Here is a 17,327-nt window from a genome sequence, read left to right as displayed (position 1 = left end):
TGCCCTCTCAAAAGAGGGCATTTAGTTAACTAGCGTGTTCTAAGAATTACTTCTTATCGCCACCAAAACCGGCATTCAATAGTTCTGCCAAGTTTGCAGTTGCTTCATCTACACTCACTTGCGGTGCTTCAGAAGGCTCATTCAACTGACGACGACGCATGCGATCCTGATGGTAAGCATAACCGGTACCGGCAGGAATCAGACGACCAACGATGACGTTTTCTTTCAAGCCACGCAGTTCATCACGTTTACCCGCAACCGCAGCCTCAGTCAGTACGCGGGTCGTTTCCTGGAACGATGCCGCAGAGATGAAGGATTCAGTTGCCAGAGACGCTTTGGTGATACCCAACAGGTCACGGCCATAAGTCGCAGGCACTTTACCTTCTTGTTCCAGCTTACGGTTTGCCACTTTAACGCGGGCGTATTCAACCTGTTCGCCTTCCAGGAACTCGGAACTACCTGCGCTTTCAATGGTCGCTTTACGCAGCATCTGACGAACGATAACCTCAATGTGTTTATCGTTAATCTTAACCCCTTGTAAGCGGTAAACTTCCTGAACTTCGTTGGTGATGTAACGGGTAACCGCATGAACACCACGCAGGCGCAAGATGTCGTGTGGAGATTCTGGACCATCAGAGATCACGTCACCACGTTCAACCACTTCGCCCTCGAACACGTTGAGCTGACGCCATTTAGGGATCATCTCTTCGTAAGCATCACCACCATCTAATGGGGAGATAACCAGACGGCGTTTACCCTTGGTTTCTTTACCGAAGGAGACAATACCGCTGACTTCGGCCAGGATAGCAGGCTCTTTCGGACGACGCGCTTCGAACAAGTCAGCAACACGTGGCAGACCACCGGTAATATCTTTCGTACCGCCGGATTCCTGAGGAATACGTGCTAAAGTGTCACCCGCAGAGATGCTGACGCCATCGTCTAACTGAACAATCGCTTTGCCCGGCAGGAAATATTGAGCAGGCATATCAGTACCTGGAATCAATACATCGTCACCATTGGCATCAACAATTTTCAGTGCTGGACGCAAGTCTTTACCACTACCGGTACGTTCCGCACTATCCAGAACAACCAGTGAAGATAGACCTGTCAGTTCGTCCGTCTGACGGGTAATGGTTTGACCATCTATCATGTCAGCAAAACGGATGATACCAGATACTTCACTGACAACCGGCATAGTATGTGGGTCCCAGTTAGCAACGGTTTCACCGCCATTAACGGTTTCGCCATCACCTTTACCCAGTACCGCACCGTAAGGTACTTTATAGCTCTCTTTAGTACGGCCAAATTCGTCGATCAAGCACAGTTCGGTGTTACGGGAAGTAATCACCAGTTTACCTGCGGAGTTGGTCACGGATTTAGCGCTAAACAGTTTCAGGCTACCTTTGTTACGCACCTGAATGCTGGATTCGGCTGCCGCGCGAGATGCCGCACCACCGATGTGGAACGTACGCATCGTCAACTGTGTACCTGGCTCACCGATGGACTGAGCCGCAATAACACCAACCGCCTCACCTTTGTTGATGATGTGTCCGCGAGCAAGGTCACGACCATAACAGTTCGCACAAACACCAAAGTCAGTTTCACAACTTACAACGGAGCGTACTTTAATGCTGTCAACGGAGCTCTCTTCTAACAGATCACACCATTTCTCATTCAACAAAGTATTACGCGGCACCAGAATGTCGGCAGTACCTGGTTTCAGAACATCTTCCGCTGTCACACGACCCAATACACGCTCACGCAGCGGCTCTTTAACATCACCACCTTCAATAACCGGCGTCATCAGAATACCATCGTGCGTACCACAGTCATCTTCTGTAACAACCAAGTCTTGCGCCACGTCAACCAGACGACGAGTCAGGTAACCGGAGTTCGCTGTTTTCAGAGCGGTATCCGCCAAACCTTTACGAGCGCCGTGGGTTGAAATGAAGTACTGGAGTACGTTCAAACCTTCACGGAAGTTCGCGGTAATTGGGGTTTCGATGATGGAGCCGTCTGGCTTAGCCATCAAGCCACGCATACCCGCCAACTGACGGATCTGAGCGGCAGAACCACGCGCACCAGAGTCAGCCATCATAAAGATGCTGTTGAAGGAAACTTGTTGCTCTTCTTCCCCATCACGATTAGTGACTGTTTCAGTAGACAAGTTTTCCATCATCGCCTTAGCGACACGCTCGTTTGCCGCAGCCCAGATATCGATAACTTTGTTATAACGTTCGCCGGCTGTCACCAGACCAGACTGGAACTGTTCCTGAATTTCAGCAACTTCTGCTTCGGCTTCCGCAATGATGCCCGCTTTTTTCTCTGGGATAACCATGTCATCGATACCAACAGACGCGCCTGAACGTGCAGCGTAGGCAAAGCCGGTATACATGATCTGGTCAGCGAAAATAACCGTTGGTTTCAGGCCCATCACGCGGTAACAGGTGTTCAACATTCTGGAGATAGCTTTTTTACCCAGCGGTTGGTTAACCAGCGAGTAAGGCAGACCTCTTGGTACAATCATCCACAGGATTGCACGACCAATCGTCGTATCAATCAAATTGGTGTTAACTGTGATATTGCCTTCGCCATCTTTCACTTCTTCCGTGATACGCACTTTAACGCGGGCATGCAAAGAAGCCAGCCCTGCGCGGTATACGCGTTCAGCTTCTTTAGGCCCAGTCAGCACCATGCCTTCGCCTTTGGCGTTAACACAGTCACGGGTCATGTAATACAGACCCAGAACAACGTCCTGAGATGGAACGATGATTGGTTCACCGCTCGCCGGAGACAAGATGTTGTTAGTAGACATCATCAGCGCACGCGCTTCTAACTGGGCTTCCAGTGTCAGCGGTACGTGAACAGCCATTTGGTCACCGTCGAAGTCGGCGTTATATGCCGCACACACCAGTGGGTGCAACTGAATCGCTTTACCTTCGATCAGCACCGGTTCGAACGCCTGAATACCCAAACGGTGAAGTGTCGGCGCACGGTTCAGCAGAACCGGGTGTTCACGAATAACTTCATCCAGGATATCCCATACCACCGCCTCTTCACGCTCAACCATCTTTTTAGCGGCTTTAATCGTAGTCGCTAAACCACGCAGTTCCAGCTTGCCGTAGATGAATGGCTTAAACAGCTCCAGCGCCATCTTCTTAGGCAAACCACACTGATGCAGGCGCAGGTAAGGACCTACCGTGATTACAGAACGACCGGAATAGTCAACACGTTTACCTAACAAGTTCTGACGGAAACGACCTTGTTTACCCTTGATCATATCAGCCAAGGATTTCAACGGACGTTTGTTAGAACCAGTAATGGCACGACCGCGACGACCGTTATCCAGCAAGGCGTCAACCGCTTCCTGTAACATACGTTTTTCGTTACGAACGATGATATCTGGCGCAGCCAGATCTAACAGGCGCTTCAAGCGGTTGTTACGGTTAATAACACGACGATAGAGATCGTTCAGATCCGAAGTGGCAAAACGACCGCCATCCAGTGGAACCAATGGACGTAAATCCGGTGGCAAAACTGGCAGAACCGTCAGAACCATCCATTCTGGTTTGTTGCCAGACTGAATAAAGGCTTCTAACAGTTTAATACGTTTGGTCAGTTTCTTACGTTTAGTTTCAGAGTTAGTTTCATTTAACTCTTCACGCAACGTTTCACACTCATTTTCCAGATCGAGATTTTTCAGCAAAGACTGGATAGCTTCCGCGCCCATCTTCGCATCGAATTCATCACCAAACTCTTCCAGTGCATCCAAGTATTGCTCTTCTGTCAGGATCTGACTGCGTTCCAGGCTGGTCATACCGCCTTCTACAACCACATAGGATTCGAAGTACAGTACGCGCTCAATATCACGCAATGGCATATCCAGCAACAAACCGATGCGGGATGGCAATGATTTCAGAAACCAAATGTGCGCCGTTGGAGAAGCCAGTTCAATGTGACCCATACGCTCACGACGAACTTTAGTCTGGGTAACTTCTACGCCACACTTCTCACAAATGACACCGCGGTGTTTCAAGCGCTTATATTTACCACACAAGCACTCATAATCCTTTACTGGCCCGAAAATACGGGCACAGAAAAGGCCGTCACGCTCAGGTTTGAACGTACGGTAGTTAATTGTTTCCGGCTTTTTCACTTCACCGAATGACCACGAACGGATCATATCTGGCGAGGCCAGAGCAATTTTGATCGCATCAAACTCTTCGGTCTTAGTTTGCGCTTTCAGAAACTTCAATAAGTCTTTCACGAAATGGCTCCTGTCGGAGTTAGACCTGTCAGGAGAGCGGCCCATGCCGCTCCCCCCTATGACCAGTGCAACCACTGGCTGGTAAACTGCCCGTCATCTCCATTCAGGGCAGTACCAGCGGGAATACGATTTATTCGTCTTCCAGCTCGATGTTGATACCCAGAGAGCGGATCTCTTTCAACAATACGTTGAAGGATTCCGGCATACCTGGCTCCATCTGGTGGTTGCCATCCACGATGTTTTTATACATCTTGGTACGGCCGTTAACATCGTCGGACTTGACGGTGAGCATTTCCTGCAAGGTGTATGCGGCACCATATGCTTCCAATGCCCACACTTCCATCTCACCGAAGCGTTGACCACCGAACTGCGCCTTACCACCCAGCGGTTGCTGAGTAACCAGGCTGTACGAACCGGTTGAACGGGCGTGCATTTTGTCATCCACCAGGTGGTTCAGCTTCAGCATATACATGTAGCCAACGGTAACCTGACGCTCAAATTGCTCACCGGTACGACCATCAAACAAGGTAATTTGACCAGAAGTTGGCAAGTCACCCAGTTTCAGCAGCTCTTTAATTTCTTTCTCTTTCGCACCATCAAACACCGGTGTCGCAATTGGCATGCCTTTTTTCAAGTTTTCTGCCAAACGCATAACTTCTTCATCAGAGAAAGTGCTCAGATCAACTTTCTGACGGGTTTCATCACCCAAGTCATAAGCTTTCTGGATAAATTCACGCAGTTTGGCAACTTCCTGCTGCTGTTTCAGCATCGCATTGATCTTGTCGCCAATACCTTTCGCAGCCATGCCCAGATGCGTTTCCAGGATCTGACCAATGTTCATACGTGATGGTACGCCCAGTGGGTTCAGTACGATATCTACCGGCGTGCCGTTTTCATCGTAAGGCATATCTTCGATCGGGTTGATTTTGGAGATAACACCCTTGTTACCGTGGCGACCCGCCATCTTATCACCAGGCTGAATCTGGCGTTTAACCGCCAGATAAACTTTGACGATTTTCAGTACACCCGGCGCCAGATCATCACCCTGAGTGATTTTACGGCGTTTAGCATCCAGCTTTTTCTCAAACTCAGCTTTGAGCTCGTCATACTGTTCAGCCAACTGCTCCAACTGATTCTGTTTCTCTTCATCAGCCAGACCCAGCTCTAACCAACGCTCACGAGGCAGTTTATCCAGCTTCTCAGCTTCGATGCCGCCAGCAATCAAAACAGAACGGATACGTGCAAACAGGCCAGCTTCAAAGATTTGCAACTCTTCTGTCAGATCTTTCTTCGCCTGACGCAGTTGCATCTCTTCGATTTCCAAAGCACGTTTATCTTTCTCTACGCCATCACGGGTAAATACTTGTACGTCGATAACCGTACCGGATACGCCATTTGGTACGCGCAGAGAAGAGTCTTTAACATCAGACGCTTTCTCACCGAAAATAGCACGCAGCAATTTTTCTTCCGGCGTTAGCTGAGTTTCACCTTTAGGTGTCACTTTACCAACCAGAATGTCACCGCCGGTCACTTCCGCACCGATATAAACGATGCCAGACTCATCCAGTTTGGAGAGCGCAGCCTCACCCACGTTAGGGATGTCAGCCGTGATCTCTTCAGGCCCTAATTTGGTATCACGCGATACGCAAGCCAGTTCCTGGATGTGAATGGTTGTAAAACGATCTTCCTGGACGACACGCTCAGAAACTAAGATGGAGTCTTCGAAGTTATAACCATTCCACGGCATGAACGCTACGCGCATGTTCTGACCAAGCGCCAGTTCACCCAAGTCAGTGGATGGGCCATCAGCCAGTACGTCGCCGCGTTCCACCGGTTCACCCAGAGAGACGCACGGCATCTGGTTAATACAGGTGTTCTGGTTAGAACGGGTATATTTAGTCAGGTTATAAATATCAATACCTGCTTCACCCGAATACATCTCATCTTCGTTTACTTTAATAACGATACGAGATGCATCAACGTACTGAACCACACCACCGCGTTTAGCAACAGAAGTTACACCGGAGTCAACCGCTACTGCACGTTCCATACCTGTACCAACCAGCGGCTTATCAGCACGCAGCGTAGGAACAGCCTGACGTTGCATGTTTGCACCCATCAATGCACGGTTTGCGTCATCGTGTTCCAAGAATGGGATCAAGGAAGCACCAACGGAAACCACCTGCTGAGTGGAAACGTCCATATATTCAACCTGTTCACGGTTAAATAAGCTGGATTCGCCATAACTACGGCAAGTTATCAGATCTTCAACGAAGTGGCCTTCATCATCCAATACTGTGTTTGCCTGTGCGATAACGAAGTTACCTTCTTCAATCGCAGACAGATAATGAATTTCATCCGTAACAACACCATCACGAACCAGACGATATGGGGTTTCAAGGAAACCATACTCATTAGTCTGCGCATAAACAGACAATGAGTTAATCAGACCGATGTTCGGACCTTCCGGGGTTTCGATTGGACATACGCGACCATAGTGGGTTGGGTGTACGTCACGCACTTCGAAGCCGGCACGCTCACGAGTCAAACCACCTGGGCCCAACGCAGAGATACGACGTTTGTGAGTGATTTCAGAAAGCGGGTTATTTTGGTCCATGAACTGAGACAGCTGGCTGGAACCAAAGAATTCTTTCACTGCGGCTGAAATCGGTTTAGCGTTGATCATGTCCTGAGGCATCAGTGTATCCAGATCACCCAGAGACAGACGCTCTTTAACCGCACGCTCGACACGTACCAGACCAACACGGAACTGGTTTTCCGCCATCTCGCCAACAGAACGGATACGACGGTTGCCTAAGTGGTCAATATCGTCGACTTCGCCTTTACCATTACGGATATCAATGAGTTTCTTCATGACATCAATGATGTCATTTTTACTCAGAATACCAGAACCCTCGACTTCTTCCCGGCTCAATGAGCGGTTGAATTTCATACGACCAACCGCAGAAAGATCATAACGATCTTCTGAGAAGAACAGATTTTCAAATAGATTTTCTGCTGCTTCGCGGGTCGGCGGCTCACCAGGACGCATCATGCGGTAAATCTCAACCAAAGCACCCAAACGGTCATTAGTTGGATCAACACGAAGTGTCTCGGAAATATATGCGCCGTGATCTAAATCGTTGGTGAACAATGTTTCGATAGATTTGTGACCAGCCTGGCTCAAACGTGCCAGTAGATCTAAAGAGAGCTCCATGTTAGCAGCACAGATAATTTCACCTGTATTGACATCAATGTAGTCTCTTGCAACAACTTTACCCGCAATATATTCAACAGGAACCTCAATACGGTTCACTTCGTCTTTTTCTAACTGGCGGATATGACGTGCGGTAATACGACGGCCTTTTTCAACATAAACCTTGCCGTTTGCTTCAATATCAAAAGAAGCGGTTTCACCACGCAAACGTTCTGGCACCAGCGTCATTTGCAGTCTGTTGTCACGAATTTCGAAAATCGTTTTACTAAAGAAAAGGTTCAAAATCTCTTCAGTGCTGTAATCCATTGCACGCAGAATAATTGTTGCCGGCAATTTACGACGGCGGTCAATACGTACAAACAGATTATCTTTTGGATCGAATTCGAAATCTAACCAAGAACCACGGTAAGGAATAATACGCGCGTTATACAGCACCTTACCGGATGAGTGAGTTTTACCCTTATCGCTGTCAAAGAATACACCAGGACTACGATGCAACTGGGAGACAATAACCCGCTCAGTACCATTGATAACAAAGGTACCGTTGTCAGTCATGAGCGGAATTTCACCCATGTAGACTTCTTGCTCTTTGATGTCTTTGACCGTGCCTTCCGGTGCTTCACGTTCATAGATAACCAGACGCAACTTAACGCGTAGAGGCGCAGAATAAGTGACGCCACGAATCTGGCACTCTTTAACATCAAACACTGGCTCACCAAGACGGTAGCTAACGTATTGCAGCTCCGAACTGCCGCTGTAGCTCTGAATTGGGAATACAGAACGGAATGCCGCTTCTAAACCATTCTGGCCTTCTGGATCTTGCTCGATAAACTTCTGGAACGAGTCAAGTTGGATAGAAAGGAGATAAGGTACGTCCAACACTTGGGGACGCTTACCAAAATCCTTACGAATACGTTTTTTCTCGGTATAGGAGTAAACCATAGGGTTCCTCAGCTCGCTGATCAGTGACCCACTCTGCCCGCCCTAAAGGACAGCTCTTTACGACACTGTTTTTTCGAACAGAAAATTGAATTATTTTCCGTAATACTCATTGCTATTACTCTTAAATCATTTCATTGCGTTACCTTACTACCGAGCTACCCGAGTGGATCGTAGCTGAGAACGCAGTATATTAAGTCGTCAATAGGAAAAAGTATTTGGGGGTTAATTAGCAGCCAAACAGTGGAAATGCTACTAATGCCCTACAGCGCAAAAAGGCTGGTGATTAATAAATCACCAGCCGTCAGCCTTTAAAGTCAGGCTGCTAACTCAAAACTGAACTTACTTAATCTCAACAGAAGCACCAGCTTCTTCCAGAGATTTTTTCAGTGCTTCAGCGTCATCTTTGCTGATAGCTTCTTTCAATACAGCTGGAGCGCTTTCAACCAGGTCTTTCGCTTCTTTCAGACCCAAGCCAGTTGCGCCGCGTACTGCTTTGATAACAGCAACTTTGTTGCCGCCAATAGCGGACAGAACAACGTCAAACTCGGTTTTTTCTTCAACAGCTTCAACCGCACCAGCAACAACAGCTACCGCTGCCGCAGCAGAAACGCCGAATTTCTCTTCCATCATGCTGATCAGTTCAACAACGTCCATTACGGACATTTCTGCAACTGCGTCCAGAATTTGTTCTTTAGTGATAGACATAACAAGTGTTCCTAAAATTCAGAAATAATTTATACGTTAAAAAGCAACGAAGGAAATTGGCAATTAAGCTGCTTCTTTCTGATCGCGTAACGCAGCCAGAGTACGAACCAGTTTGCCTGCTGAGGCTTCTTTCATGGTTGACATCAGGCGTGCGATTGCTTCTTCGTAAGTTGGGAGTGTTGCCAAACGGTCAATATCGGCCGCAGAGATAAACTCACCTTCAAAGGCTGCTGCTTTAATCTCGAATGCTGGATTCGCTTTCGCGAACTCTTTGAACAGACGAGCAGCGGCGCCCGGATGTTCGTTAGAGAAAGCAATCAAGGTTGGACCAACAAACGCTTCTTTCAGGCACTCATAAGCAGTACCTTCAACAGCACGGCGGATCAGTGTGTTACGCACAACACGGATATAAACGCCAGCTTCGCGACCTGCTTTACGCAGTTCAGTCATTTTATCTACGGCAACGCCGCGGGAATCCGCAACAACCGCAGACAGCGCGCCTTTGGCTACTTCGCTAACTTCAGCAACAATCGCTTGTTTGTCTTGAAGATTTAGTGCCATTAGCTTCTTGCTCCTGGATTAACCGGGAAAAACCCGGAACTCACATCACTCATAACACTAAAAGTGCCTGAGCTCTAAAACACGGTGAGCAGAATCCAGAAATGAATGTCATTTGGCTCTGTCACCGTCTACGCAGGGATATTAAGTAATTACTTACACCTGCGGTCTTGGACGGGGCTTGGATTAGGCCAAGCTCCAACCGAAAATTTTTTATTTAGCTAATAAAAAACTTACTAACCAAATACAAGGCGCCAAATTTTAGACAAATCTGACGCCAAGGTAAAGCGATAATCACATTCAGCTAAAATTAAGCTGAAGCGTTCAGACCTGACTGGTCAATCGCAACACCTGCGCCCATAGTAGTGGACAGGCTGACTTTCTTAATGTAAATGCCCTTAGCAGAAGATGGTTTGGCTTTTTTCAGCGCAACCAGCAGAGCTTCCAGGTTTTCTTTCAGTTTGTCAGCATCAAAGTCGACTTTACCAATGGTGGTGTGGATAATGCCGTTTTTATCATTACGGTAACGAACCTGACCCGCTTTAGCATTCTGTACAGCTTCAGCAACGTTAGGAGTTACAGTACCTACTTTAGGGTTTGGCATCAGACCGCGTGGACCCAGGATTTGACCTAATTGGCCAACAACGCGCATTGCATCTGGAGAGGCGATAACAACGTCAAAGTCCATTTCGCCTTTTTTAACTTGCTCAGCCAGATCTTCCATACCTACCAGCTCAGCGCCCGCTGCTTTAGCAGCTTCTGCATTTGCGCCTTGGGTAAATACAGCTACGCGAACGGAACGGCCAGTACCGTGAGGCAGTACTGTCGCACCACGTACGTTCTGGTCAGATTTACGAGCGTCGATGCCGAGGTTAACAGCAACGTCAACGCTTTCTACGAATTTAGCAGTAGCCAGCTCTTTCAGCAGAACAAAGGCTTCGTTAATGTCATACTGCTTAGTTGCATCCACTTTCTCGCGGATTGTGCGCATGCGCTTGGTCAGTTTAGCCATCGATTAACCCTCTACTACCAGGCCCATGGAACGAGCAGTACCTTCAATTGAACGCATCATTGCTTCAACGCTAGCACCTGTCATATCCGCAGCTTTAGTTTCAGCAATTTCACGAACCTGCGCGCTGGTTACTTTACCAACTTTGTCTTTGTTCGGTTTGCCGGAACCTGATTTAATGCCCGCTGCTTTCTTCAGCAGAACCGCCGCTGGCGGGGTCTTGGTAACGAAAGTGAAAGAGCGATCTGAATAAACAGTGATCACAACAGGAATTGGCAGACCTTTTTCAATGCTGTCAGTTTTAGCATTGAACGCCTTACAGAATTCCATGATGTTAACACCCTGCTGACCGAGAGCAGGACCTACTGGAGGGCTTGGGTTAGCCATACCAGCTGCAACCTGCAACTTGACATAGGCTTGTACTTTCTTAGCCATTGATAATTTTCCTCTATATGGGTGGTATCGCCTTTATTTAAAAGGCTCCCCTGTTATTTCAGCCCCGCCCTATCCAGGCCAGACTACTAAAAAACAAAAGGCGCGAAATTGTATGTTAATTTCTCACCTATTGCAAGCCAGCAAAAATACGTTCAAAAATTACGCCTTTTCTACCTGGCTGAAATCCAGCTCAACGGGCGTCGCACGACCAAAGATAGAAACCGAAACTTTCAGACGGCTCTTCTCGTAATCGACTTCTTCCACAACACCATTGAAGTCTGCGAATGGACCATCGCTGACACGAACCATTTCGCCTGGTTCGAACAATGTTTTTGGCCGTGGTTTATCACCAACCTGCTGAAGACGATTCATAATCGCATCAACTTCTTTATCACTGATTGGTGCCGGACGGTCAGATGTACCACCGATAAAACCCATGACGCGTGGTACGCTGCGAACGAGATGCCATGTTGCATCGTTCATAATCATTTGTACCAGCACATACCCAGGGAAAAATTTGCGTTCACTTTTGCGACGCTGGCCGCTACGAATCTCAACAACTTCCTCTGTTGGCACCATCACTTCGCCAAAAGAATCTTCCATATCATGTAATTTGATATGCTCACGTAAAGATTGTGCAACGCGACCTTCAAACCCGGAAAATGCCTGTATAACATACCAACGTTTTTTTGGGGAATCTGACATCTTAGAACCTCAGGCCTGTAATAAATGAAACTAAACGCACCAGGATACCGTCAAGACCCCAGAGGATCAAAGACATCAATGCAGTGACTGCCGCAACAATCAAAGTTGTATGCAGCGCTTCCTGGCGAGTTGGCCAAATAACTTTACGCATTTCAATGCGGGCTTCGCGGGCGAAAGCCAGTGTGGTTTTCCCTTTCGCAGTCCAGAGCGCAACTGCTCCCGCAAGAGCAACAATAACAACAACCGCCATCGCGCGTAGAGGAAGGCTATACTCCCGATAAAGGTAGTTTCCAACGATAGCAACCGTTAATAAGGCTGCCACTAATAGCCATTTCATTACCTCAAGACTACGCCTGCTTTCTTGAGCATCGCTATTCGCACTCATAAACCAACCTGTAACTATGATTTAAATAGATAGCCAGCTTGCCTCGCAAGAGCAAAACAAATCAGACCGAACCAAAAGATTTGAGTGATTGTATCTGACTTGGCGCCATAATTCAGTATGACATTGTATATCTGAGAGAGATATAGCCAATTCGTTGCATCAGAGCCTATCTCACCAATAATTAAAAACAACTATTGATGAGATAGGTTCTTATTAAGACAACGTACAAAAAGGGCATCGGTTGATGCCCTTTTTGTGTAATCACATCAAAAAATTACGCGATAATTTTAGCAACAACACCAGCACCTACAGTACGGCCGCCTTCACGGATAGCGAAGCGCAGACCCTGGTCCATTGCGATTGGCGCAATCAGGGTGACTTTCATCTGAATGTTATCACCTGGCATCACCATTTCCACGCCTTCTGGCAGCTCGATTGTGCCGGTTACGTCAGTTGTACGGAAGTAGAACTGTGGACGGTAACCTTTGAAGAATGGCGTATGACGGCCACCTTCGTCTTTGCTCAGAATATAAACTTCTGATTCGAAAGTGGTGTGTGGCTTGATTGAACCCGGTTTTGCCAGTACCTGACCACGCTCGATTTCGTCACGTTTGGTACCACGCAGCAGAACGCCAACGTTCTCACCCGCACGGCCTTCGTCCAGCAGTTTGCGGAACATTTCTACGCCAGTACACGTGGTTTTCGTTGTGTCTTTGATACCAACGATTTCCACTTCTTCACCCACTTTAACAATACCGCGCTCTACACGACCGGTTACCACGGTACCACGACCTGAAATCGAGAATACGTCTTCGATTGGCAGCAGGAATGGCTGGTCAATCGCACGCTCTGGTTCTGGGATGTAGCTGTCCAGCGCTTCTGCCAGCTCCAGGATTTTGCTTTCCCACTCGGCATCGCCTTCCAGCGCTTTCAGCGCAGAACCACGGATAACCGGAGTATCGTCGCCTGGGAAATCGTACTGAGACAGCAGCTCACGCACCTCCATCTCAACCAGTTCCAGCAGCTCTTCATCGTCTACCATGTCACATTTGTTTAGGAATACGATGATGTAAGGAACGCCTACCTGACGACCTAACAGGATGTGCTCACGAGTCTGCGGCATTGGGCCGTCAGTCGCAGCAACTACCAGGATTGCGCCGTCCATCTGAGCCGCACCGGTGATCATGTTTTTCACATAGTCGGCGTGGCCTGGGCAGTCAACGTGCGCATAGTGGCGGCTTGGGGTATCGTATTCTACGTGAGAAGTAGAGATGGTGATACCACGCGCTTTTTCTTCTGGCGCGTTATCGATTTGGTCGAATGCACGAGCGTTACCACCGTAGGTTTTAGCCAGTACAGTAGTGATAGCAGCAGTCAGGGTAGTTTTACCGTGGTCAACGTGGCCGATAGTACCAACGTTAACGTGCGGTTTTGTACGTTCAAATTTTTCTTTAGACACGACTCTATTCCTTAATATCGCTCCCTCATCATAGGGGAGGGAGCTGAATCTAGATATTAAACCCGAAAAACTTATTTAGCTTTACGAGATTCGATAATAGCCTGAGCGACGTTGCTCGGCGCTTCATTGTACTTCAGGAACTCCATAGAGTAAGAAGCACGACCTTGGGTCTGAGAACGCAGGTCAGTAGCATAACCAAACATTTCAGATAATGGTACCTGAGCACGTACGATTTTGCCGGTAGTCATATCTTCCATACCGTCAATCATACCACGGCGGCGGTTTAGGTCACCGATAACGTCACCCATGTAGTCTTCTGGTGTTTCAACTTCAACTTTCATGATAGGCTCCAGCAGAACTGGTTTCGCCTTCATAAAGCCTTCTTTGAAGCCCATAGAACCCGCGATTTTGAACGCCATTTCAGAAGAGTCAACTTCGTGGTAAGAACCATCGAACAGCGCCACTTTAACGTCAACAATCGGATAACCGGCCAGAACACCATTTTTCATTTGTTCCTGAATACCCTTATCTACTGCCGGGATATATTCTTTAGGAACAACACCACCAACGATTTCGTTAGCGAATTCGTAGCCTACGCCACCTGGTTCCATTGGCTCAATACGCAGCCATACGTGACCAAACTGACCACGACCACCAGACTGACGAACAAATTTACCTTCTTGTTCAACAGTAGAACGGATGGTTTCACGGTAAGCAACCTGAGGTTTACCGACGTTCGCTTCAACTTTGAATTCACGACGCATACGGTCAACCAAGACATCCAAGTGAAGCTCACCCATACCAGCGATAATAGTCTGACCAGACTCTTCATCGGTAGACACGCGGAATGATGGGTCTTCCTGAGCCAGACGACCTAAAGCGATACCCATTTTTTCCTGGTCAGCTTTAGTTTTTGGCTCGATAGCAACAGAGATGACCGGCTCTGGGAATTCCATACGCTCCAGAATAATCGGTGAGCTGATATCACACAGCGTATCACCAGTAGTCACGTCTTTCAGGCCAATCGCAGCGGCGATGTCACCTGCACGAACTTCTTTAATCTCTTCACGTTTATTAGCATGCATCTGAACGATACGGCCAAAACGCTCTTTTTTGTCTTTCACTGGGTTAAGAACGGTATCACCGGAATTAACTACGCCAGAGTAGACGCGGAAGAAGGTCAAGTTACCAACGAATGGGTCAGTCGCGATTTTAAACGCCAGCGCTGAGAATGGTTCGTTGTCGTCAGAATGACGTTCTGCCGGCGTATCTTTACCGTCTGGCAGAATACCTTTAATAGACTCAACATCCGTTGGTGCTGGCAGGTACTCAACAACCGCATCCAGCATCGCCTGAACACCTTTGTTCTTAAATGCAGAACCACAGGTAACCAGGATGATTTCGTTAGTCAGAACACGATGACGCAGACCAGCTTTGATCTCTTGTTCCGTCAGTTCTTCACCGCCAAGGTATTTTTCCATCAGCTCTTCTGATGCTTCCGCAGCGGCTTCAATCAAATTGTTACGCCATTCTTCCGCCAGATCTTGCATCTCAGCCGGGATATCTTCATAAGTGAAGGTAGTTCCCTGATCTTCATCGTTCCAGTTGATGGCTTTCATTTTCACCAGGTCAACAACACCGGTGAAAGCATCTTCTGCACCAATGGCTAATTGCAGAGGTACTGGGTTTGCCGCCAAGCGAGTTTTGATCTGCTCGACAACGCGTAAGAAATTCGCTCCCATACGGTCCATTTTGTTAACGAACGCGATACGTGGAACTCTATATTTATTTGCCTGACGCCATACGGTTTCGGACTGTGGCTGAACACCACCAACCGCACAATAAACCATTACCGCACCGTCAAGAACACGCATGGAACGTTCTACTTCAATGGTGAAGTCAACGTGCCCTGGGGTGTCGATGATGTTGATACGGTGCGCGTCAAACTGCTTAGCCATACCTGACCAGAAAGCAGTTGTTGCTGCGGAGGTGATGGTAATACCACGCTCCTGCTCCTGTTCCATCCAGTCCATAGTAGCAGCGCCATCATGAACTTCACCGATCTTATGGTTTACACCAGTGTAGAACAGAATACGTTCGGTAGTGGTGGTTTTACCGGCGTCGATGTGTGCACTGATACCGATGTTACGGTAACGTGCAATGGGTGTTGTACGAGCCATTTGATTCCTCTATATCCTAGGACGTTCAATGTAAATCTGGGTGGCAGAACAGCCACCCAGGGCATCATCACTACGATGGGATTACCAGCGGTAGTGTGCGAACGCCTTGTTAGCTTCTGCCATACGGTGAACGTCTTCACGTTTCTTAACGGCAGTGCCTTTATTTTCGGCTGCATCAGATAATTCGTTCGCCAGGCGCAGAGCCATAGATTTATCACCGCGTTTACGAGCAGCTTCAACGATCCAGCGCATTGCCAACGCATTGCGACGAACCGGACGAACTTCAACTGGTACCTGATAAGTAGAACCACCAACACGGCGGGACTTAACTTCCACGGTTGGACGCACATTATCCAATGCAAGTTCAAACGCTTCCAGATGTTCTTTACCAGAACGCTGAGCCAGGGTCTCAAGCGCACTATATACAATTGCTTCCGCAGTAGATTTTTTACCGTCTACCATCAGGATATTGACAAATTTGGCCAGTAATTCAGATCCGAACTTTGGATCTGGCAGAATTTTACGCTGACCAATTACACGACGACGTGGCATGGAAATACTCCGTTTCGAATTCAGGGTTGTCCAAAACTCTACGAGTTTATTTTGACATTAAAGTAAATAATGTTTGGCCTTACTTAACGGAGAACCATTAAGCTTTTGGCTTCTTCACACCGTACTTAGAACGACCTTGTTTACGGTCTTTAACACCGGAACAGTCCAGTGCGCCGCGAACAGTGTGGTAACGCACGCCTGGCAAGTCTTTAACACGACCGCCACGGATCAGAATTACGGAGTGCTCTTGCAAGTTGTGGCCTTCACCACCGATGTAAGAAGAAACTTCGTAACCGTTAGTCAAACGCACACGACATACTTTACGCAGTGCGGAGTTTGGTTTTTTAGGAGTGGTGGTATATACGCGAGTACATACGCCACGCTTCTGCGGGCAAGCTTCCAGAGCAGGAACGTTGCTTTTTGCAACCTTCATGCTACGGGGTTTGCGCACCAGCTGGTTAATAGTTGCCATTATTAAAAAAACTCCTGGTTTTTTTGCTTCGTAAACACGGATTAAATCTCTTGTCTGCCCAATGGCAAAACACGAGGACGCGGAATTTTATGGCTGACTCGTCAGGGTGTCAAGAAATATACAGCGTTTTCTCAACTACCAGGCGAATTGTTGATGGTGTTTTACCGTCAGATTAACAAAGTCAGTATAGTCGATCACTTTCACTTTGTCTGAAACCTGTTCGTTCAAGCCTCGCGCCTCAATATCTTCTTTCAGCGCATACAAGGCAGCACCACAACTGATCAGAGTCGGCAGATAACAATTACCTTCAATTCCTGCTAGTACACCATCCTGAATAAACAGGATGTCATCACCACGGGCAAGCAACTTGAATATCGCATTGAAATCACATTGATAAGGCGATCGGCCAACAGTATATAGCATATTATTGTCCTTCCAATA

At 47.7% G+C, this 17,327-nt stretch carries 13 protein-coding genes; all 13 read right to left on the bottom strand.

Annotation, left to right across the window (positions count from 1 at the left end):
* Positions 1 to 46 precede the first annotated feature (46 nt).
* Positions 47 to 4,267, bottom strand: coding sequence for a DNA-directed RNA polymerase subunit beta' (gene rpoC / locus Phpb_RS06865; RefSeq protein ID WP_065389705.1), 4,221 nt, complete (start codon positions 4,265 to 4,267; stop codon positions 47 to 49).
* A gap of 130 nt (positions 4,268 to 4,397) precedes the next feature.
* Entirely contained in the window at positions 4,398 to 8,426 is a 4,029-nt protein-coding gene (rpoB, locus tag Phpb_RS06860) for a DNA-directed RNA polymerase subunit beta (RefSeq protein WP_046397661.1), read from the bottom strand.
* A 339-nt stretch (positions 8,427 to 8,765) separates the two neighbouring features.
* Positions 8,766 to 9,131, bottom strand: a complete 366-nt coding sequence (gene rplL, locus Phpb_RS06855) for a 50S ribosomal protein L7/L12 (protein ID WP_065389704.1) — start codon at positions 9,129 to 9,131, stop codon at positions 8,766 to 8,768.
* A gap of 63 nt (positions 9,132 to 9,194) precedes the next feature.
* The gene (gene rplJ, locus Phpb_RS06850; RefSeq protein ID WP_065389703.1) at positions 9,195 to 9,692 is read right to left on the bottom strand and encodes a 50S ribosomal protein L10; all 498 of its coding nucleotides are present in this window, start codon (positions 9,690 to 9,692) and stop codon (positions 9,195 to 9,197) included.
* Between the two features lie 307 nt (positions 9,693 to 9,999).
* Positions 10,000 to 10,701 carry a 50S ribosomal protein L1 gene (gene rplA, locus Phpb_RS06845; protein ID WP_065389702.1) on the bottom strand — a complete coding sequence of 234 codons (702 nt, stop codon included), beginning with the start codon at positions 10,699 to 10,701 and terminating at the stop codon, positions 10,000 to 10,002.
* A 3-nt stretch (positions 10,702 to 10,704) separates the two neighbouring features.
* Positions 10,705 to 11,133 (bottom strand): 50S ribosomal protein L11, encoded by a 429-nt coding sequence (rplK, locus tag Phpb_RS06840; RefSeq protein ID WP_036771650.1) that lies wholly within the window; start codon positions 11,131 to 11,133, stop codon positions 10,705 to 10,707.
* Positions 11,134 to 11,292: 159 nt separating this feature from the next.
* On the bottom strand, positions 11,293 to 11,838 hold the full coding sequence (gene nusG, locus Phpb_RS06835) for a transcription termination/antitermination protein NusG (RefSeq protein ID WP_011144820.1): 546 nt from the start codon (positions 11,836 to 11,838) through the stop codon (positions 11,293 to 11,295).
* Position 11,839: 1 nt separating this feature from the next.
* Positions 11,840 to 12,223, bottom strand: coding sequence for a preprotein translocase subunit SecE (gene secE / locus Phpb_RS06830; protein ID WP_036771654.1), 384 nt, complete (start codon positions 12,221 to 12,223; stop codon positions 11,840 to 11,842).
* 274 nt (positions 12,224 to 12,497) lie between these two features.
* Positions 12,498 to 13,682 carry an elongation factor Tu gene (tuf, locus tag Phpb_RS06825; protein WP_049584863.1) on the bottom strand — a complete coding sequence of 395 codons (1,185 nt, stop codon included), beginning with the start codon at positions 13,680 to 13,682 and terminating at the stop codon, positions 12,498 to 12,500.
* A 71-nt stretch (positions 13,683 to 13,753) separates the two neighbouring features.
* Complete coding sequence (gene fusA, locus Phpb_RS06820) at positions 13,754 to 15,862, bottom strand: elongation factor G (protein WP_065389701.1); 2,109 nt, start codon at positions 15,860 to 15,862, stop codon at positions 13,754 to 13,756.
* A gap of 81 nt (positions 15,863 to 15,943) precedes the next feature.
* Positions 15,944 to 16,414, bottom strand: coding sequence for a 30S ribosomal protein S7 (gene rpsG, locus Phpb_RS06815; RefSeq protein WP_011144816.1), 471 nt, complete (start codon positions 16,412 to 16,414; stop codon positions 15,944 to 15,946).
* Between the two features lie 97 nt (positions 16,415 to 16,511).
* Positions 16,512 to 16,886, bottom strand: a complete 375-nt coding sequence (rpsL, locus tag Phpb_RS06810; protein WP_011144815.1) for a 30S ribosomal protein S12 — start codon at positions 16,884 to 16,886, stop codon at positions 16,512 to 16,514.
* 135 nt (positions 16,887 to 17,021) lie between these two features.
* On the bottom strand, positions 17,022 to 17,309 hold the full coding sequence (gene tusB / locus Phpb_RS06805; RefSeq protein ID WP_065389700.1) for a sulfurtransferase complex subunit TusB: 288 nt from the start codon (positions 17,307 to 17,309) through the stop codon (positions 17,022 to 17,024).
* Positions 17,310 to 17,327 lie beyond the last annotated feature (18 nt).

The sequence above is a fragment of the Photorhabdus namnaonensis genome, assembly GCF_001684335.1.
Classification (GTDB): Bacteria; Pseudomonadota; Gammaproteobacteria; order Enterobacterales; family Enterobacteriaceae; genus Photorhabdus; species Photorhabdus namnaonensis.
Note: the sequence above shows the minus strand (reverse complement) of the source record. Positions and strands in the feature narration are given on the sequence as shown.